Genomic DNA, 20,627 nt, shown 5'->3' on the forward strand with positions numbered 1-20,627 from the left:
ATCAATCGAAGTCTGGGTGTTTTCAACCGAAGTTAGACTTTTAGGGGTTAAATACATGGAACACAGTTCAACCTAAAAAAAGCAATTGCCTATAGTTGAACTGTAGCCAATAAGTGTGAAGATTTTGTGAGGAAAAAATTCTCATACTGATTTTGCAATAATTTGTTACGCTTCAATCCGTCCATTGCAGCAGAGTGCGAATTTGATCCACTAAATCCATGGCTTCAAAAGGTTTAGTAATCACCCCCGTTACTCCCAACTGAATAAATTGCTGTTTTTCACTCATTTTTGCCTTAGCAGTTAACAAAATTGTGGGAATATGCTGGGTTTCGGGATTAGCTTGTAAATGCTTAAAGGTGGTGGCCCCATCCATATCGGGCATCATCACATCCAAGAGAATGGCATCCGGTTGGGCTTTCTGGGCTAAAACCAATCCATCACTCCCACAGCAAGCGGTGATGACTTCCCAACCCCCAGCAACTTCCAGGCAAATTTGGATAATCTCCCGCACCCCATCATCATCATCAATAATCAGAATTCGTTTTGTTGTCATGATTCCACTTCGGTTGGTATTGCCATCGGTAGGGTGAAGTAAAAACAACTGCCCTGATCCACTTTACTCCGTACCCAGATCTGCCCACCATGTTGTTCGACAATCGAACGACAAATGGCTAAACCCAATCCGGTTCCGCCTTTTTTGCGAGAGTCTGAGGCATCAACTTGATGAAAACGCTCAAAAATGCGTTCAATTTTATCAGGAGGAATCCCCCGACCTTGATCTTGAATTTCAAACAAAATCTTGGGTTCTTCCGCAGGATTTTCTGGAGGTTCCGTCTTGACACTTAACCTAATATTATCCCCTGATTCGGAAAATTTGATCGCGTTACTTAATAAATTAGTTAATACTTGTAACACCCGATCAGGATCGGCATAGAATTGTAAACCTTGACTAAAAATCTCTAAATTAATCCCGCTTCGACTAGCCATAACCTGCATTTGTTCCGTAGCTCGCAACAGTAAATCTGCCGAATTCACAACTTGTTTATTCAGACAAATTTTTCCCGATTCTAAGCGTTCTAACTCTAAAATATCATTCACCAATCTAACTAAACGTTCGGCACTTTCGGCGGCAATTTTCATCACATGGACTCCCCGTTCGGACTGGGGATCAATTAATCCCGTCGATAACAGATTTAACCCGCCATGAATGGAAGTTAAGGGGGTTCTCAATTCATGACTAACCACGGAAATAAATTCATCTTTCATTCTTTCAATGGCATATCTTTCGGTGATATCCTCTCCAATACTCATCATCCCGATCGCATTTCCTTGTAAATCTTTTAACAGCGTATGATTCCAACTAATAATTTTTTCCTCTCCCAATTTGGTTTCAATCAACTGTTGACTATAGGGTTTAAAATCATATTCTAATAGTTCTGCAAAGTCTGAGGCACTCAGCCTTTGAGCCGAATTTTCTTGAAAATCTGATAACCAATTTTTTCCTAAAACTTCCGTTTGGGTATAGCCCATGACTTCCAATAAAAAGGGATTGACATATTCAACTTTCCCATTTCGATCTAATCCGACCACTAATAACCGGACATTTTCTAATAAACTCCGCCACCGTCTTTCAGCTTCGAGCAAATTCGCTTGACTTTGTTTTTGTTCAGTAATATCCCGAGCCATGGTGGAGAAAAGATACACCTGTCCTTCCTGATTTTTATGGGCAATAATCAATTGAGATAGGGGAATTTCCCGCCCATCATAGCTGGTTAGTGCAGTTTCACCGATCCAAGATCCCTCTCGAATTGCCGTAGGAAATCCTTGATTTTCAATAATTTCAACCGCCCATTGGGGATGGTTTTTAGGAATATGTTGATCGCTGATTTTTCCCTCTCGATCTAATCCTAAAATTCGCCGAGCCGACTGGTTATAATAAACCACTTCTCCCCCGGGTTTTGCCGAGGAAATAAAGTCGGGAGTCGCTTCAATAATCGAAATCAGTTTATCTCGTTCGGCTTCAGCTTGTTTGCGTTGAGTAATATCTTGCATCACCACCATTCCTGCTAAAATTTCTCCCTGTTGATTGCGAACGGGTAAGGCTTGATGATAATAAATGTGTCCCTCATATTCCACTTCGGAAATCGTCATTTCCCCCTCTAAAGCCGACCGATATAGGGGTTCAACAATCTTTAATAAAGCGGTCGGTAGGACTTGCCAAATGGTTTTTCCTTCTAACATTTTTCGAGATAAACCCTTGAGGACTAAGCCCATGCCATCGGCAATGGTATAACGCAAATCCAGATCCACTAAAAACACCGCTCCATCGGGAAAATTCTTGACTAAGGTGCGATATTGTTCCTCACTTTTTCGCAATTTAAACTCAGTCCGATGTCGCTGCATTAGTTCAAATTGTAAGCGCTCATTGGCGGTTTCTAATTCGGCTGTACGTTGAGCGACTCGTAATTCTAATTCTTCATTATTTTGTTGTAATAATTGTTCGGTTTGTTTGCGATGGGTAATATCTTTAGCAATTCCCCCCCGACGATCTAATTGTCCGGTTTCATTCAAAATCGGAAATCCCCGATCCCAAATCCAACGACAGGAGCCATCGGGACGCAGGATGCGATATTCTAAATCAAATCCCCGACCCTCGGGATTTTGCCTGGCGCATAAAACCCGATTTTGATCCTGGGGATGAATGGTATGAATAAAAGTCTGGAAATTCTGATAGAGGGCATTAATATTTCGATTCCAAATTTGTTCATAGGCGGGACTCACATAAATAAATTGATTGCCCAGGGCATTAGTAATCCAAAAAACATCATCAATATTTTCAGCCAGTTGGCGGAATTTTTTCTCGGTTTCTGCATGGGACGCTCGAATTTTTAACGCCATAATTCCATAGACAATATCATCCACTAATTCTTTGAGTAATTTCACTTCGGCTGAATCAAAGGCATTGGCTTGAGTGGAATATAAATTCAGTACCCCAAAGGGAATCAATGAAATCTCTCCGTTCAATTTCGGTTGTAAATGTTGGTTGTGAGAGTCGGTCGCCATGATTAAAGGCAGGGCAATGGAGGAGGTATAACCCCGTTTTTGAGCTTGTTGTTTCCAAGGGGCATAATCGCCATTGGCTTCAAAGTTTTGAAAAACACAGGTTTGCCCAGTTCTAACGGCCGTTCCCGAAGGCCCTTGACCCCATTGACTGTCATCCCAAGTCACGGTCAAATTATCTAAATAGCCCGCTTCAAATCCGGCTTTAGCAATGGGAATAATTTGTTTGTCTGAGGTATATTGGGTATAACCAACCCAGGCAAAATGGTAGCCCCCAACATTAATTAAAATCTGACAAACATCATGGAGTAATTCGGTTTCTGTGGTGGCTCTGACTAAGGCTTGATTACAGTCGCTAATGGTTCTTAAAGCTCGGTTAACCCGGTGTAATTCTTCTTCGGCGCGTTTGCGATCGCTAATATCAGTATAAGATCCCACCATCCGCACTAAATTTCCCTGATCATCCCATAGGGCTTGACCTCGATCTAAAATCCATTTATAACTGCCATCTTTGCATTGAACTCGATGCTCCGTAATATAAAAAGGTGTTTTTTGATCTAAATGTTCTCGAATGGCTTTCATCACCCAAGGTAAATCATCGGGATGGACTCGTTTATTCCATTGGGTTAAATGGTCACAGACTTCCTGTTCCTGATACCCCAACATTTCCCGCCATCTGGGTGAGAAAAATACCTCCTCCGTTTGAATATTCCAATCCCAAATGCCGTCGTTATTTCCCCGTAAAGCCAGTTGCCATCGTTCTTCACTTTTTCGCAGGGCTTCTTCGGTTTGTTTGCGTTCTTGAATATCTTCTAAGGCTAATAAAATATATTTTTTTCCTTGCCATAATTGATCTAGGGTAGACACGAAAATTTGCACCCAATTACGTTGACCATTGGGGCGAATATACTGTTTTTCGATGGAAAATGTTTCGAGTAAATCTTGATCTTGAATTTGTTCTAACCACTCCATTCCTTCGGAATTGAGATAATGAATAAAATTATGAATAGTTTGACCGATTAAGTCTTTTTCGGCATAGCCTGTAATCTCACAATAGCGTTGATTGACTCGCAGGAGTTCTCCCGAGAAATCAATCAGGGCAAACCCGACGGCGGCTTGTTCAAAAATGGTTCGGAATCGTTCTTCGCTTTTGACTAATTCTTGTTCGGCTTGTTTGCGATCGCTGACATTTTGCGCTAAGGACAGGAGGGAAACTAAATTCCCGTCTTCATCTCGCACCACGGAATTATACCATTCACAATCAATCACTCTGCCGTCTTTTGTGCGATTTTGAGCTTCAATAATTTGGTGATTATTAGTGCCATCAATCAGTTGAATCATTTCTTGAGTCACTTTTAAGATATCGGTGGCAAAAACTTCTTGAAAGGTTGACCATTTCTGACCCAAAACTTCCGCCGATGTCCAACCAAAGATCCGTTCAGCTTGGGATGACCAGCGTTTAATTTTGAGTTGCTGATCCCATTCAATTACAACCAAGGGAGAATTATCAAAATGACAGGATAAGCATTGATGAGTCTGTTCTAATTCGGCAATTAACTGAGCCTGTTTTAAAGCAATTCCGACTTGATCAGCCAGTTGTTTTAAAAAGTTAGTTTCAAGGGTTTTCCATTGTCGCGGTTCTGCACATTGATGGGCTATCAAAAATCCCCATAATTTCGGTTTGGGGTCGGGGAAATGATCGGTTAATTCTGGATTTCCTGGTGGGGTAATAATCGAATCAATTTCTTTTTTTTCTAACCAAATCGGAACAATTAAACTAGCTTTAACTTGGAAATATTCCATTAATTGTAAATAGCAACTTTCCAAATTTTCTTGACTTATATCGCTAAAACTAATCACCCTATCAGGTACGGTAGCATCGCACAGGTAGGGGGTTAATTCCGGGATATAAATTCTCTGGGATAATAGGGATGACCATTGGGGCATAACCGCTTCTTGAACTACAGTTCCTCCCCTGTGAAAATCTAATTTTAACATGATCACTCGATCAACATTTAAAACTTTATGTACCTCCTCAACGGTGGTTTTTAAAATTAAATCCAGTTCTAAAGATTGCCTGATTTTTGAGGTGACTTCGGTTAATAGGTTTAAAAATTGATTTTGTTTTTGAGTTTCTGCAAAGGTGCGTTTTTGTTGGGTAATATCCCTTGTAGTTGCTAAGAGGGTTTTAACCTGTCCCCCCTGTTGAATTTCCGGCACAATTAAAGTCTGAAAAGATCGCAGTCCTTCGGCGGTTTCAAAGTCAAACTCAAATTGTTGAGGCTGTCCCGTATCTAATACCTGTTGACAATTTTGCTCCCATTCTTGAGCAACCGGATCAGAAACTCCTAATTCCCGATTCGTTTTTCCAATAAATTTTTCTTGAGGAATTCGAAGCAGTACAGCGGTGCGACGGTTAACAAAAAGATGGCGTAATTTTTGATCTAGCCGAACAATACAATCCCCCGCATTATCCATTAATTTTTCTAGTTCGGCTTTGCGAGTTTGAAGTTGGGTTTCAATCCGTTGTCGTTCTTCAATTTGTTTTTTTAAGCATTCTTTAGTTACCTGTATAGTTGGGGTGGGAGTTAGGGTTGGGGAATAGTTTTTTTCGGATACTTTTTGCAGAACTGCTTGCACCGTTGAACATTGACTCAGATCTTTAATTACAGCGATAACTTCTGTTGTTGATAGGGGATAAATCTCAACTAAAATCTGATAATCATTCTGATAATGATAACATTTATAAATAATATTTTGGGCTACTTGAGTCTTGATCACCTGTTGAATAAGAGAGAGAAATTCTGAGGAGTCCTGTGGATTTTGTAACTCCTGTAAAACTAGATTAAATACATTTAATTCTGAAGATAAATTAGGGGCAGCTTCCGTAGGTAAAACATGAATTTGTTGCTGTTCACAATCAATGATTAGGATCAGATCATGAATCACTCCCAAAAATTGATCAATCTGCCATCGTGCATCCCAGGTTGGGGACTGGATCACCTGGTATCCCCTATTCGGAAAGGAAGAACAAATTTCTGAAGTCGTCATGGTAAAAGTTAAATTAATATTAAATTTTATAGAGACTTTTAGAATAATCTATTTCGCTAATTATATCAAATTCTATGGGATTTTAAACTCAAATTTTCGATAAACTGATAGTCAAACCGAACTTTTTTCCTCCTCCATTGCCCAAATCAGTTATCTGTTATCAGTCTAAATGCTTAAATTCGACGTTAAGATAGTTAATCTAAGTTAATTCAAGGTACTCAGACGGTTGTTTTTCAGGAGAATAGGTTTGTGAATGCTGCTGAACAGGCGAATAACGTGGTGGTTGCCAGCAAAATTGCATCGGTTGTGACTTTATTTAAAACTCAATTTCCCGATGCCCGGGTCGATCTTAAACCCTGGACAAATGACCCAGAGACACGGGAATTGGTTGATCCTGATTCTATTGATATTGGGTTCCATTTCCCTGGTCGAAGTCGGTTATTGCAAAGTCGCTGCATTTTAATTGAAATTCGGTTTTATCATGATCCGATTGATCAAACCCGTCGGGTGATCGGTGTCGAAGCCGCTGGATATGACCATCAAGGACAACAGTGGAAAGTCTCTACCATTGAAAATTGGAATTTTGTGGGTCAAACTGAACCTGAACCCGAATCGGCGGAAAAATTAAAACTATTTTGTCGGCAAATCTTCCAACTATTTAATCCTAACCCGTAGTGAGTCCTTCAGGACTCCATCTTTTATTAATACTAGGAAATAGGTCATGGGAATTATCAACTAACAATCTTTCTATAAACCAAATCACAACGTTGGGTTTCGACTCCGGTTGTCGGTTCATAGCCAGAATGTTCATAGAGTTGTACCGCTTCTTTTAAAACCGATGCGGTTTCAATCCAAATTTCCTTAAACCCTTTTTGTTTAATGGTTTGTTCTAATTGGAATAATAGAAACTTTCCTAATCCCTTTCCTCGGGCTGGGGGTAATAAATACATTTTTCTAATTTCTGCCGCCCGATTTCCTCGTTTAATGGGATAAAATCCCGCCGTTCCGATTAATTGTTGATCCTGTTCTATGACCCAAAATTCTCCCCCAGTCTGTTGATAATATTTCTCCACTTCATAAACATCTATATCCGCGCCATGGGGTTCTGACCCTAAACCATATTCGGTTAAAACAGAAGCAATTAAATCCACCACTTCCTGACGATCTTGCGGTAGCCAATCTCGAATGAAAAAATTGTGATATTGAGTGTTCATGCTATTAAAGATCTGTGATGTTCCCTAACTTCAAAATATCCTCAGAATAACTTAATAAAGTATTAAGGCGGTTTTGAAGGGGGATAAGACGACTGTTAAAGGTGGCACTTTGACGGGCGGCTTGCAGAAATTTCATATCCATTTCCAAAAGTCGCATCTGTTTATGGGTTTCGGTTAAATAGGATTGAATTAGAGACTCAACGGCGGGATCAAAATCACCCTGGCTGATCCCCATAATTTCGGTTTCAAAGGTGGCTTTTAGCTGCTGAAAACTTTGTTTTAAACCGATGGGATCAACTGGAACTAAAATCACCTTGAGATCAAGCTGTTTTAAGCTATTTTGGAACTGCGCGATCGCCTTACAAGCAGATTTTGACAACATATTATGAAGAAACTTGTCTACAATTCTTAAATAATAGATAAGTATTGTGATCTGTGTTTTTGCCCCTTTTCAGCTAAATCCGATCCGCTACCCCATAGACCAAATCCTGATGTTCAGGGAGATTGGCGGTTAAGCCTCTGCTGTAAAAATGGATTAAGAGGTAGATTAAGCTTACCTTAAGAGGTGTTATTCTTCTATCAAGTGCAATTCAATTCCGTGAAACTTCAGCCTTTCACTGCTTGGGGCTTTTTGTTCCTTGTACGGGTATTAAAAAGCACATAATTTTTAGTTATCTGATAATTTTATCAGTATTATTACCCTTTAGGTGTAACTATCATGAATATTCAAACCCTTGCTAAAAAAGACTTTTCCTATGATTGTAGCATCCCCGATTGGTTGCATCAATGTATGGAGATATCTGGCGATTTAGTAAAATCCGATACATCTGTTTCGACAAACAGCGATTTAATTGTGCGGGCATTTCAATTTGCTTATCAATTGCACCAAGGACAGTATCGCAAATCGGGAGAACCCTATATTAATCATCCGATTGCCGTAGCGGGTTTATTGCGCTATTTAGGGGGGGATTCGGCGATGGTGGCAGCCGGTTTTCTCCATGACATTATTGAAGATACCGAAGTCACCCCAGAAGAACTAGAACAGCATTTTGGGGCAGAAGTTCGCCATTTAGTTGAAGGCGTCACCAAACTGTCCAAATTTAATTTTTCTAATACCACAGAACGTCAAGCGGAAAATTTCCGACGGATGTTTTTAGCTATGGCGAAAGATATTCGGGTGATTGTAGTTAAACTCGCTGACCGACTCCATAATATGCGAACTTTGGACTTTTTACCCGAACATAAACAGCGCAGCATTGCCTTAGAAACCCGAGAAATTTTTGCCCCCCTGGCTAACCGTTTAGGGATCGGTCGCTTGAAATGGGAATTAGAAGATTTAGCTTTTAAATATTTAGAACCCGAAGCCTACAAAGATATTAAGGAATTAGTCTTCGATCGCCGAGCATTTCGGGAAGAAAAATTAGCCCAACTTGCTCACGTTTTACGAGAAAGACTAGAGAAAGCGGGAATTAAATGTTATGAAGTCAGTGGACGTCCTAAACATCTGTATGGCATTTATAAAAAAATGAACCAAAGACAGAAACAGTTCCATGAAATTTATGATATCGCTGCCCTCCGAGTTATTGTGGAAACTAACGAAGAATGTTATCGGACGTTGGCAATTGTTCATGATGCTTTTCGCCCGATTCCAGGTCGTTTTAAAGATTATATCGGATTGCCTAAACCCAATCGCTATCAGTCCTTACATACGGGGGTAATTGGCAATACGGGAAGATCCGTTGAAATCCAAATTCGCACCGTAGAAATGCACCATATTGCTGAATATGGGATTGCCGCCCATTGGAAATATAAAGAAAAAGGCAATTCCAATATGGGTGAAGTCACTGGCATGGATGATAAGTTTACTTGGTTACGCCAATTATTAGAGTGGCAAAGTGATTTAAAAGATGCTACAGAATACCTAGAAAGCGTTAAAAGTAACTTAGAGTTTGACGATGTTTATGTCTTTACCCCAGAAGGAGATGTAATTGCCTTAACTCACGGGGCGACCCCGGTTGATTTTGCCTATCGGATTCATAGTGAAGTCGGGAATCATTGTAAAGGAGCAAAAGTCAATGAGCGAATTGTTACCTTAGATACTCCCCTGAAAAATGGCGATATTGTGGAAATATTAACCCAGAAAAATATTCGTCCCAGTTTAGATTGGTTGAATTTCGTTAAAACTAATACGGCTAAAAACCGGATTCGTCAGTGGTATAAGCGATCGCACCGGGATGAAAATATTGACCGAGGACGGGAATTGTTAGAAAAAGAAATGGGGAAAAATGGCTTTGAATCCCTGCTCAAATCTGAACCCATGCTTTCGGTTTCTAAGCGCTGTAACTATCATAATGTTGATGATTTATTAGCAGCATTAGGTTATGGGGAAATCACCTTAAATTTAGTAGTGAATCGTCTGCGGGATGTGGTGAAATCCCAGAGTCAAATTCAAACGGTTTCCCAAGAACTGACTACTACTTCTTTACAGGTTCCTCACCTACCTTCCTATTCTCAACTTCCGTCTTCTTCCCCCAGTAATTCTCCGATTATGGGAGTTGAAGGATTACTCTATCATATGGCTGGATGTTGTAATCCGATTCCAGGGGAACCGATTATTGGGGTTGTCACCCGCACAAAAGGGATTTCCATTCATCAACAAGGGTGTTCTAATACCTTAACAGTGGAGGGAGAAAGATTCGTTCCTTTGAGTTGGAATCCGAACTATCAACAGGGCGGACGTCCTCAAACATACGGGGTGAATATTTGTATTGAAGTCTTGGATCGAGTGGGGGTTTTGAATGATATTTTATCTCGTTTGAAAGATAATAATATTAATGTTTGTAGCGCCCAAGTTAAGACATTTCCCGATGCTCCGGCGTTAATTGAGTTGGGAATTGAAATTTGCGATCGCGAACAGTTTGAACGCACTTGTGCCCAAATCAAAAATATCAGCGATGTATTAACCTTGCGTCGGATTAATAGTAAATAAGTCGAAAACTGGTGATTACAGTCGTTTGGTCGATCCCCCTAAATCCCCCTTAAAAAGGGGGACTTTGATCTCCTGTTCCCCCATTTTTAAGGGGGTTAGGGGGGATCTAATTTTAAGACACAGAAACCACCTGTTCAACGCTTTCATTCCCCATTCTATCTACCGCGCGAATTGCATAATTGCCAGGGTTAACACGAATAGAAGTAGTATCTTTATTCACCACTTTCACTAACTGCCAACCCGTAGAAAATTGTTGATAAATTGCCCAAGAACGGATATCATTAGTATTAGCAGGCATCCAAGAAATCATACCAGAATTAGTTTCAATTCCGCTAGGAGGTTCCGGGGGTTGATTATCCAACCAGGGCATAATCGGAACTAAAGCTGGAGTCGGATAAACCGCACTTTTAAAAATTTCATTCACTCCCTGACGATTATCTCGGAATATCTTCATACTAAAAAAGATATTTCCTAAAGATAATTGGGGGGCTGTTTGTCGGGAAATTGCGATCTGTCTTTGGATTTCAGAAATAGACCATTCATTTTCAATCCGATAGAGAGCATTTCCGGCATAAATATGACGTCTTTGAGGATTATTTTGTAACCACCAATTTAACAACACGGGATAACTTTGTTGAGGGGGATCAATTTTCCAATACAGTTGAGGTGATAAATAATCCATCCACCCTTGTTCGACCCATAGTTTAACATCTGCGTAGAGAGAATTATATTGATCAAGTCCAACTGTTCCCGGGGCAGCACCAGGGCGATAAATGCCAAAGGGACTAATCCCAAATTTAACATAGGGTTTGGTCGCTTTAATCCCATCATGAATGCGTTTAATCATCAGATTAACATTTTGTCGTCGCCAATCGGCAAGCCCTAAATTACCTCCGGCAGCACGATAGGAATTATAGGTTTGACTATCAGGAAAGGGAATACCATCTTTAGGATAGGGATAGAAATAATCATCTAAATGAATGCCATCAACATCATAACGTTGTACCACATCCATAATCACATTATAGGTTTGATCTTGAACTTCCTTTGCCCCCGGTTCCATCCACATTAAATCCCCATATTGATAGGCATATTGGGGGAATTTTGATGCCATATGATTCGGTGCAAAGGGCGCATTTCCTCTTAATCTTGCCCGATAAGGATTAAACCAAGCGTGGAGTTCAATATTGCGTTTATGGGCTTCTTCAATGGCAAATTGTAGGGGATCATAATAGGGTTCGGGAGGCTTTCCTTGGGTTCCTGTTAACCAAGCACTCCAAGGTTCTATACTAGAACTATACAAGGCATCTCCATTCGGACGCACCTGCAAAATTAAGGCATTTAAGTTTAATTCTTGCATCCTATTTAGGATAGCAATTAGTTCAAATTTTTGTTGATCAACTGATAAATTTGATTTAGACGGCCAATCAATATTAGCAACCGTTGCTGCCCAAACTCCCCTAAATTCTCGTTGATGACTAATGGAATTTGTCGGATTAATTATTCCCTGGGATAATAAATTTTCCGATGGTTCTTGTCTGACTGTTGAGATATTAACGGAAGTGGAAAGAACGGGAAATTGAGCCAAGGTTAATCCCAAGAAAACACAACAAATGCTCAAGGCTAAATAACGTTGAAATTTGGTAATTTTTCCCAGTCTAATTTTCTGAATTTGACTTGTCACTGAACGGGTGAAGGATTTTAAGCGTTTAATTCGCAAATACTCCCAATATTTTGGGGGTTTAATAGAGTTCCAATTCATGTTTATTGTTGAAGGAGATGACTAATATCAGTTATCAGTGTAGAGACGTGCCACGGCGCGTCTGTATGAGTGAAGTAATCCTACAACTGATAACTGATTAATAGCTTAACGAAGAAGGGGACATCTTACAAGGGAATCATCCCAATCGGAAAAAAATTAATATCTTCCCCGAGTCAATTCTGCCCAATTTTCGGTACAATATCTGAGTACAACTTAATCAAGGAAAAAAGCATGACTCAGGTTAAAATTGGTATTATTGGCGGCAGTGGGTTGTATAACATGGAGGCATTTACCGATGTAGAGGAACTCCATATTGATACTCCCTATGGTCAGCCTTCCGATGCTATTTTAGTCGGAACTTTAGAAGGAATGCGCGTGGCATTTCTGGCTAGACATGGACGTACCCATAGATTTTTACCCACGGAATTACCCTATCGGGCTAATATTTATGCGCTCAAAAGTTTGGGAGTAGAATATATTATTTCCGCTTCGGCGGTGGGTTCATTAAAAGAAGAATTTAAACCCTTAGATTTAGTGGTTCCTGATCAATTTATTGATCGAACCAATCAACGGGTTTCTACTTTTTTTGGTAATGGGGCTGTAGCTCATATTACCTTTGGTGATCCGTTTTGTCCCCAATTATCAAAAGTATTAGGAGAAGCGATCGCCAGTTTAAATTTACCTGATATTAATTATCATTTATCGGGAACTTATGTCTGTATGGAGGGGCCAGCCTTTTCTACCAAAGCCGAATCTAATTTATATCGCAGTTGGGGGGGAACAATTATTGGGATGACCAATTTAACCGAAGCCAAATTAGCCCGGGAAGCGGAAATTGCCTATACAACCTTAGCATTAGTTACCGATTATGATTGTTGGCATCCTGATCATGATCATGTCACCGTTGAAATGGTGATTCAAAACCTCCGCAAAAATGCGGTTAATGCTCAACAAGTTATTCAAGAAACCGTGCGTCGGTTAAAATATCATTTACCGAAATCCGAAGCCCATTCCGCCTTAAAATATGCGGTTTTAACCCCCTTGAATCAAATTCCTTCAGAACGCATACAACAGTTAGAATTATTGTTGAAAAAATATATCTAAACCCAAGGTGGCTGATGCCACCTAAATTATAATAAATTAATCCAAACAAAACCGTTGTTGCGCCGTTGTTGCGCATCTTTTCTATAACTTAATAACAGAAGTGATAAAACTTTAAATTAAAAGGATAAATAGCTGATGATTGCTCATCCCCAGCCCCAATTGATGACTCCCCAGGAGTACCTGGAATGGGAAGAACAACAACCCCTGAAGTATGAATATATTAATGGGCAAGTCTTGGCGATGACCGGGGGAACTCTTGCCCATAACTCTATTGCTTTAAACCTCGCCGCAGCGCTCAAAAATCACCTACGGGGGAAAAAATGTAAAGTCTTTATGGCAGATGCTAAAGTGGGAGTCTCGGACAATGGCCCCTTTCACTATCCTGATGTCATGGTCACTTGTGATAGTCGAGATCAAACTGCTCGCCAGGTTGTCTATCATCCTTGTCTAATTGTAGAAGTATTGTCACCAGGTACAGAACATATCGATCAGGGAAAAAAATTTAGGAATTATCGTCGAATTGATACTTTAAAAGAATATGTTCTGATTGAAGCAGAAACAATGAGTGTAGATTGTTACCGACTCAATGAGAAAGAAAAATGGGAACTCACTGCTTATTCCCCAGAAGAAACTATTGCCAACGAGACAGACTTGGAAGTTCACTTCACCAGCGTTAATTTCCATTGTCCTATTTCTTTGCTGTACGAAGATGTTGTTTTTCCTGAAGACAATACGGAGGCATCTGTTGAAGGTTAAGCAAATAATTGATATAATCCTATAAATCAATTCCTCTTACCCGCATGATCATGTTAGCCACCTCCCCCACCTACACAATTACTTGGGAAAAGTTGCCAGATGATTTTGTGCTACCCAATGACCCTGTGGATAATATCAATCAACCCGCCCTCGCCGCCGCCCTCACCGAAAGTTTGCAACTGGCCGGAAAACTGCCAGAAACGGCCCTCACCCCGACGAACTACGGCATTTGTGCCACTATCAATGGCAAAATCGCCGTTAAAGCCCCCGATTGGGCCTACATTCCCCAGATTTCCGTGAGTCGAGGGGAGGTGGTTCGCAGTTATACCCCCCAACTCCAGGGGGAAATTCCAGCCTTGGTCTTAGAGTTTTTATCCGATACCGATGGCGGAGAATATTCCGTGAAAGAAACCTATCCCCCCGGGAAATTCTTTTTCTATGAACAGATTTTGCAAGTCCCGAATTACGGGATTTTTGAACCCCACTCAGGGAGCTTAGAATTGTACGGTTTTGGTGATACCCAAAGGTATAAACTGGAATCGGTGAATGAGCAGGGCTGGTTTTGGATACCGGAAATGCAGCTTTTTCTGGGAGTCTGGCAAGGAACTCGCGAAAACCGTCATGGCCATTGGTTGCGCTGGTGGGATGAACAGGGGAATTTGCTATGGTGGGGTGCAGAAAAGGTTGAACAGGAACGGCAACGGGCCGAACAGGAACGGCAACGGGCCGAACAGGAATATCAACGGGCCGAAAGATTAAAAGCTCAACTGCGCGCTGCTGGAATTGAGCCTGTAGAATAGGGCAAAGCATAAACTGTTAACTGCTACTCCCAGAAGGTTTTATGATTAAGACAGGTAAATCAAAATCATGCTTGAACACCTCAAGAGGATAAAGGGCCGATGCTCTATTTAGCGGAAGTACAAAAGCAGAGTAACAAATTTGGTCTGGGTGGCGGGAGGACAGAACTCAAGCTATTGGCTTGTCAGCGAGGTGAAAACAATTGGAGTGCCGTATCTGGGGATGAGGTCGTCCTGGCTGAAGATGCGAATAACTTCAAGGATGGAACTTTAGTTTTAGTCGATCTGAATACGGGTAAACAGGTACAGCGCATTCAAGAAGCTGCGCGCCAACTGGTGGGAATTCTCCAAGATTTTTCTCGGTTGCAAGAAAAATTCAAAACCCAACAGGAAGAAATCGAACAGTGGAAAGAGTCCTTGACTTACCAAAGTCAAGAATTGAATCGTCGGGAAATGGAAATGGAAGCCCGACGGGAACAAATGGAACAACTGGAGGGAGAATTAGAGCGACTCGAACAGCAGCGTCAAGAAATCGATCGCTCTAAGGATGAAAGTAACCGTCTACGTTCTGAAATTGATCAAGCCCGTCAAGATATTGAAAGCACTAGGGCCGCATTACAACAGCAACGACAACACCTTGAAGAACAACAGGTCGCCTTGCAGTCGTCTCCTTCCCTCACTGCGGAACAGTCAGAACTCCTGGGAAATTTACTCAATCAACTATCTAACCCCATTTCGATTTCACCCCTACAAACACAACTCGAACGCTCCCGGGAACAGGTAGCCAGTGCTCTGAATGAACTCGAACAACATCACCAACTGTTACGGGGACAGCGTTCCGAAGCAGAACAACTTCAACAAACCGTAGACAGTAAGACCACAGAGATTGAACAGCAATGGCAGCAATGGCAACAGGCCCAGGATACTTTAATCCAAAACCGGGCGGAGTTAGTCGGTGAGCAACAGTTACTTCAAACAAAACAGGACTATGCCCAAATCTTAAAAACCCTGATCCAAAACCGTCAAACCCTATTAGAACAGTTACAGGATTTGGCTTCCCGTCAATCGGAAAGTGATCCGGTGGCTGTCAGTGTCAAGGTAGATGTCCAAGCCTTAGAAGCGATGTCCTTGGAACAATTGGAAACCGAAGTTAAACAACTGGAAAAAGAGTGGGATCGCTGGTTTCGGATGGTGGGAGAACAGGAGGAGGAACTCAAATACAAACTCGAAGATATTCAGGCAATCCAAGAAAAACTCAAAACCATTAGTGATTCCGAACGGGAAAATTTACAAACGGAATTAACCGATGAACAAGACGCCTATCAAATGCTGAATGAAACCTTAGTGGGTCAGCGTCGTACCCTCAAAGAACGGGAGGAACATAAAACCCAATATCAAGCGGTTTTACTCCGTCGCCAGGGTCTAACCCCCGTAACCCCTGGAGGGGCTGTTGATTTTAAATCGGTGATTGCCAGTTTAGAAACCCAACAACAGGAACAAAAACAGCAACTCCAAACCTTGGAAACCGAAATTCAGCAACTGAGTTCGAGCTTTGAGGAGCGGCAAGCCGATCTCAATAGTCGCACCAGCACCACCGAACAAACCCGCCAACAGTTAGAAACGACTGAACAAAGTTGGATCGAACAGCAACGGATGGTGGCCGAACTTTGGGGCCGGATTAGTTTATATCAGGAAATGCTACAACCAGTTCAAGATTCCTGGAATCAAGTTCGCCAACAGTTGGAACAAACCACAACTGAATTGAATCAGTTGGTCGAAATTTCCCAGAATCAAACCCGGACAACGGAACAATTACGGCAAGTTTTATCAGTTATCAGTTAACAGTCATCAGTTATCAGTGTGAGAGTTATAGCGCTACGCGCTAGGGATCTGGGAACACCGGATCTGGGAACACCGGATCTGGGAACAGTAAGCAGTGAAAGGGTTTCAGAACTCAAAAGTGTCCTAACTGTAATGCGTAGCGCTATAACCCTCTTCTGTCACTCTCCGAATTAAGCAAGTAGTAAATCAACTAAATTATCCAGAAGAATAAAAGGGTTTAAATCCATTCATGGCACTAATGAGACGATTGAATCCCAGCAATAAATCGGAATTGGGAAAAATATCTAGCCAGGGATAAATTAACCAAAATAGCAACAGTGGTTGGACAATTAAGCGAAGATTATTTAGCACATTCTTCCATCCGTGTTCATGATCCCATTGTTGATGCTCAGAAAAATCAACAGAATTACTTTCTTGTACATGAGGTTCAATTTGACGAGCTTGATTCAAGCCGAAAAAAGCGGGAGAATTTAAACTAATCATTAGACATCTCCGAAATAAAAATGGGGAGGGATAGCAAGATGGTAAAATTTGATTTTACCCCAAGGAGAGATGACTAAATTNGGAATGGGAAAGTAATAACTTGATGAATTATTAGATATAATGAAGTATAGCCACTGATGGCAGATTTTACAAAAATCGAGAGAACCTGGCAACAGATTTTTCGATTGAATTACACAGCTTGACCCGAAAACCCATGTTTTATTCTAGTTTAATTCAAGAAGAAATGAAGAAGTTTTATAACTCTTTATCAGAAAAAGATAAAAGAAGATATGCAGCAATAGAGGCTCAAAAATTGGGCTGGGGAGGAATTAGTTATATCATCTAATCCTATTATTAGTTTTGATACTAAAAAGAAGGAAGTTCTAGGAAATTTATATCGTCCAGGTACTCTGTATACAACCGAGCCTGTTACTACTTTAGATCATGATTTTTGGAGCTTAGGTCATGGAAAAGTTATTCCCCATGGCATTTACGATACTCAAAAAAACCGAGGATATGTAACATTAGGCAATAGTAAAGATACCAGTGAATTTGCTTGTGAAGCTCTTAAACATTGGTGGAATTATTATGGAAAAGCCCTCTATCCTGATGCTAATTCAATTTTAGCTAAGTGTGATGGGGGTGGCAGTAATAATGCTAATCATTATATTTTTAAACAGGATTTACAAAAGTTAGTGAATGAAATTGGAATTGAGATCAGAATTGCTCATTATCCTCCCTATACATCTAAATATAATCCCATTGAACATCGACTTTTTCCTCATCTAACTAGAGCTTGTCAAGGAGTAATTTTTACCAGTCTCGCTCTGGTCAAAACTCTCATGGAAAAAACTCGCACTAATACAGGGCTATCTGTCGTTGTTAATGTCGTTGATCAAGTCTATGAAACTGGTCGAAAGGTAACTGATAATTTCAAAAAAACTCTGAAAATTGTTTTTGATGAATATTTACCCAAATGGAACTATCGAGCCGTACCTCAACTCACTCATTAATCCATTTATTGATTTTTCATTCCTAATACACCCCATAAGAAACCGAGGAATCAAGAAATATCCCTTGAACATCGAGAAGAAAATCGTTTAAAAGCCAAACAAAGGATTGTAGTCGAACATTTAATAAGACTGATAAAAATTTATCGAGTTGCTTCGGAAAGATTTAGGTTAAAGAGCCAAAATTATGAAGCAGTAATCTTGACAGTATGTGGACTAATAAGATGGCGAATAGGAGCGATTGTATTATCATCTAAGAATAGCCCAGAATACTTTTAAAAAATGATTGAATATTAGAGATAAAATTCATTAATTATTATTAATGTAACTGAAAAAGCCTATTAATCCGTTACTTTGGCAGAACCTGGCACAGGAGTGCTAGAGACTCAAAAAGTAGCGATAGAGGGCATTTGGGGATTTTCGGAGATATCTATTGCACCATCATTGATTACGATGGTTCAGACACATCTTTGTTTTTGCTACGCATGGACTTCTTGCTCGATAGTTACCAGTTTTGGCTACCAGTAGTTCTACCTTTTAACCCCGCTTTAGCCTGTTGGTTGCTATCCAGTCAAACTAGGGGTTATGCTTTCACCTCAGCACTTGAGAGATGGGACTTGTAAATTTTTATTACTTATCTCTGAATTTCGTAACATTTCGTTACTTTAGAGGTTTTGTGATATTTCTTTACTCACCCATAAATGTAATCAGTTATCACCAGTTTCATTGACTGGGTTAACCGTCCCACAAGCTTTCCAGCTTATTTTAGGTTAAACGAATCGCACCTATATATATTATGTATCTGCGTGTGTCCGAGATTAGACGGTTGACCCCTGTATCGGACAAAAACAATTAAATTTGGATGCCATCATTTGTTCCCTAGGCGAGCTACCCCCAGGAACAAAAAGCTGAACCCCATATAAAGCAATGATTTGCTGGGCATGAAAAACTTTTTCCCAAAAAGGGTTGACATCTTGAGAAAAGACTGATAGATTTACAAAAGTGTCGAAAAACAAAGACACACCGAACCTGGACAACTAAAGAGTTTGAAAGCCAAGTTAAAACATTCTTAATCTCGTTATTAAAGAATTGATTCTTAATCAGGGAGTTTAACACAAACTTTCTGAAAAAGCAAAAAATTCTAAAACTTTGAGAAACAAGTTTTAGAGCCAAAACAACAGATTCTTCAAAATGGAGAGTTTGATCCTGGCTCAGGATGAACGCTGGCGGTCTGCTTAACACATGCAAGTCGAACGGAATCCCTCGGGATTTAGTGGCGGACGGGTGAGTAACACGTAAGAACCTGCCTCTAGGACGGGGACAACAGTTGGAAACGACTGCTAAACCCGGATGAGCCGAAAGGTAAAAGATTTATCGCCTAGAGAGGGGCTTGCGTCTGATTAGCTAGTTGGTAAGGTAAAGGCTTACCAAGGCGACGATCAGTAGCTGGTCTGAGAGGATGATCAGCCACACTGGGACTGAGACACGGCCCAGACTCCTACGGGAGGCAGCAGTGGGGAATTTTCCGCAATGGGCGAAAGCCTGACGGAGCAAGACCGCGTGGGGGAGGAAGGTTCTTGGATTGTCAACCCCTTTTCTCAGGGAAGAACTCAATGACGGTACCTGAGGAAAAAGCATCGGCTAACTCCGTGCCAGCAGCCGCGGTAATACGGGGGATGCAAGCGTTATCCGGAATGATTGGGCGTAAAGAGTCCGTAGGTAGTCAATCAAGTCTGCTGTTAAAGAGCGAGGCTTAACTTCGTAAAGGCAGTGGAAACTGTAAGACTAGAGTGTAGTAGGGGCAGAGGGAATTCCTGGTGTAGCGGTGAAATGCGTAGAGATCAGGAAGAACACCGGTGGCGAAGGCGCTCTGCTGGGCTATAACTGACACTGAGGGACGAAAGCTAGGGGAGCGAATGGGATTAGATACCCCAGTAGTCCTAGCGGTAAACGATGGAAACTAGGTGTGGCCTGTATCGACCCGGGCCGTGCCGAAGCTAACGCGTTAAGTTTCCCGCCTGGGGAGTACGCACGCAAGTGTGAAACTCAAAGGAATTGACGGGGGCCCGCACAAGCGGTGGAGTATGTGGTTTAATTCGATGCAACGCGAAGAACCTTACCAGGACTTGACATCTCTGGAATCCTGCTGAAAGGTGGGAGTGCCGAAAGGAACCAGAAGACAGGTGCTGCATGGCTGTCGTCAGCTCGTGTCGTGAGATGTTGGGTTAAGTCCCGCAACGAGCGCAACCCTCGTCGTTAGTTGCCATCATTAAGTTGGGAACTCTAGCGAGACTGCCGGTGACAAACCGGAGGAAGGTGAGGATGACGTCAAGTCAGCATGGCCCTTACGTCCTGGGCGACACACGTACTACAATGCGAGGGACAGAGAGCAGCCAACCCGCGAGGGAGAGCGAACCTCTTAAACCCTGGCACAGTTCAGATTGCAGGCTGCAACTCGCCTGCATGAAGGAGGAATCGCTAGTAATCGCAGGTCAGCATACTGCGGTGAATCCGTTCCCGGGCCTTGTACACACCGCCCGTCACACCATGGAAGTGAGC

The 20,627-nt window shown here is 41.4% G+C and carries 14 protein-coding genes, 1 rRNA gene and 1 pseudogene (1 of these 16 cut by a window edge); 10 read left to right on the forward strand and 6 right to left on the reverse strand.

Going from position 1 to position 20,627, the window contains the following annotated elements:
* Positions 1–172 precede the first annotated feature (172 nt).
* Complete coding sequence (locus tag PL11201_RS21260) at positions 173–553, reverse strand: response regulator (protein WP_079680848.1); 381 nt, start codon at positions 551–553, stop codon at positions 173–175.
* Entirely contained in the window at positions 550–6,111 is a 5,562-nt protein-coding gene (locus PL11201_RS21265) for a PAS domain S-box protein (protein ID WP_079680849.1), read from the reverse strand. The genes PL11201_RS21260 and PL11201_RS21265 overlap by 4 nt, the downstream gene beginning before the upstream one ends.
* A gap of 249 nt (positions 6,112–6,360) precedes the next feature.
* On the opposite strand from PL11201_RS21265, the gene PL11201_RS21270 reads away from it, so the two are divergent.
* Positions 6,361–6,786, forward strand: a complete 426-nt coding sequence (locus PL11201_RS21270; protein WP_079680850.1) for a hypothetical protein — start codon at positions 6,361–6,363, stop codon at positions 6,784–6,786.
* A gap of 56 nt (positions 6,787–6,842) precedes the next feature.
* On the opposite strand, the gene PL11201_RS21275 is transcribed toward PL11201_RS21270, so the two are convergent.
* Positions 6,843–7,325 (reverse strand): GNAT family N-acetyltransferase, encoded by a 483-nt coding sequence (locus PL11201_RS21275; RefSeq protein WP_079680851.1) that lies wholly within the window; start codon positions 7,323–7,325, stop codon positions 6,843–6,845.
* 4 nt (positions 7,326–7,329) lie between these two features.
* Positions 7,330–7,707: a heterocyst frequency control protein PatD gene (gene patD, locus PL11201_RS21280; protein WP_079680852.1), complete on the reverse strand. Its 378-nt coding sequence runs from the start codon at positions 7,705–7,707 to the stop codon at positions 7,330–7,332.
* Between the two features lie 336 nt (positions 7,708–8,043).
* Here patD and PL11201_RS21285 point away from each other — a divergent pair, with 336 nt between their 5' ends.
* Entirely contained in the window at positions 8,044–10,314 is a 2,271-nt protein-coding gene (locus PL11201_RS21285; RefSeq protein WP_079680853.1) for a RelA/SpoT family protein, read from the forward strand.
* 112 nt (positions 10,315–10,426) lie between these two features.
* Here PL11201_RS21285 and PL11201_RS21290 read toward each other — a convergent pair whose 3' ends face one another.
* The gene (locus tag PL11201_RS21290) at positions 10,427–12,076 is read right to left on the reverse strand and encodes a glycoside hydrolase family 10-like protein (RefSeq protein ID WP_079680854.1); all 1,650 of its coding nucleotides are present in this window, start codon (positions 12,074–12,076) and stop codon (positions 10,427–10,429) included.
* Between the two features lie 231 nt (positions 12,077–12,307).
* Between PL11201_RS21290 and PL11201_RS21295 the strand changes: the two genes are divergently transcribed.
* The 4 genes from PL11201_RS21295 (at position 12,308) to hmpF (ending at position 16,575) form a co-directional block, all read left to right on the forward strand.
* Entirely contained in the window at positions 12,308–13,180 is an 873-nt protein-coding gene (locus PL11201_RS21295; protein WP_079680855.1) for an S-methyl-5'-thioadenosine phosphorylase, read from the forward strand.
* A gap of 135 nt (positions 13,181–13,315) precedes the next feature.
* Complete coding sequence (locus PL11201_RS21300; RefSeq protein WP_079680856.1) at positions 13,316–13,936, forward strand: Uma2 family endonuclease; 621 nt, start codon at positions 13,316–13,318, stop codon at positions 13,934–13,936.
* A gap of 50 nt (positions 13,937–13,986) precedes the next feature.
* Positions 13,987–14,736 carry a PDDEXK family nuclease gene (locus PL11201_RS21305; RefSeq protein ID WP_079681057.1) on the forward strand — a complete coding sequence of 250 codons (750 nt, stop codon included), beginning with the start codon at positions 13,987–13,989 and terminating at the stop codon, positions 14,734–14,736.
* A 99-nt stretch (positions 14,737–14,835) separates the two neighbouring features.
* The gene (hmpF, locus tag PL11201_RS21310; RefSeq protein ID WP_079680857.1) at positions 14,836–16,575 is read left to right on the forward strand and encodes a pilus motility taxis protein HmpF; all 1,740 of its coding nucleotides are present in this window, start codon (positions 14,836–14,838) and stop codon (positions 16,573–16,575) included.
* A gap of 195 nt (positions 16,576–16,770) precedes the next feature.
* Here hmpF and PL11201_RS21315 read toward each other — a convergent pair.
* Positions 16,771–17,058: pseudogene (locus PL11201_RS21315) on the reverse strand (IS701 family transposase); the annotation flags it as partial.
* A gap of 214 nt (positions 17,059–17,272) precedes the next feature.
* Between PL11201_RS21315 and PL11201_RS27380 the strand changes: the two are divergent.
* The 4 genes from PL11201_RS27380 to PL11201_RS21330 all read left to right on the forward strand — a co-directional run.
* Positions 17,273–17,404, forward strand: coding sequence for a hypothetical protein (locus tag PL11201_RS27380; RefSeq protein WP_255377596.1), 132 nt, complete (start codon positions 17,273–17,275; stop codon positions 17,402–17,404).
* A gap of 7 nt (positions 17,405–17,411) precedes the next feature.
* A complete protein-coding gene (locus PL11201_RS21320; RefSeq protein ID WP_234996808.1) occupies positions 17,412–18,071 on the forward strand; it encodes an ISAzo13 family transposase in 660 nt (219 codons plus the stop codon).
* An 18-nt stretch (positions 18,072–18,089) separates the two neighbouring features.
* Positions 18,090–18,347, forward strand: coding sequence for a transposase family protein (locus PL11201_RS21325; RefSeq protein WP_079681058.1), 258 nt, complete (start codon positions 18,090–18,092; stop codon positions 18,345–18,347).
* Between the two features lie 909 nt (positions 18,348–19,256).
* Positions 19,257–20,627: ribosomal RNA gene (locus PL11201_RS21330) — 16S ribosomal RNA — on the forward strand (it continues 120 nt past the right edge of the window).

It is taken from the genome of Planktothrix sp. PCC 11201 (assembly GCF_900009135.1).
Classification (GTDB): Bacteria; Cyanobacteriota; Cyanobacteriia; order Cyanobacteriales; family Microcoleaceae; genus Planktothrix.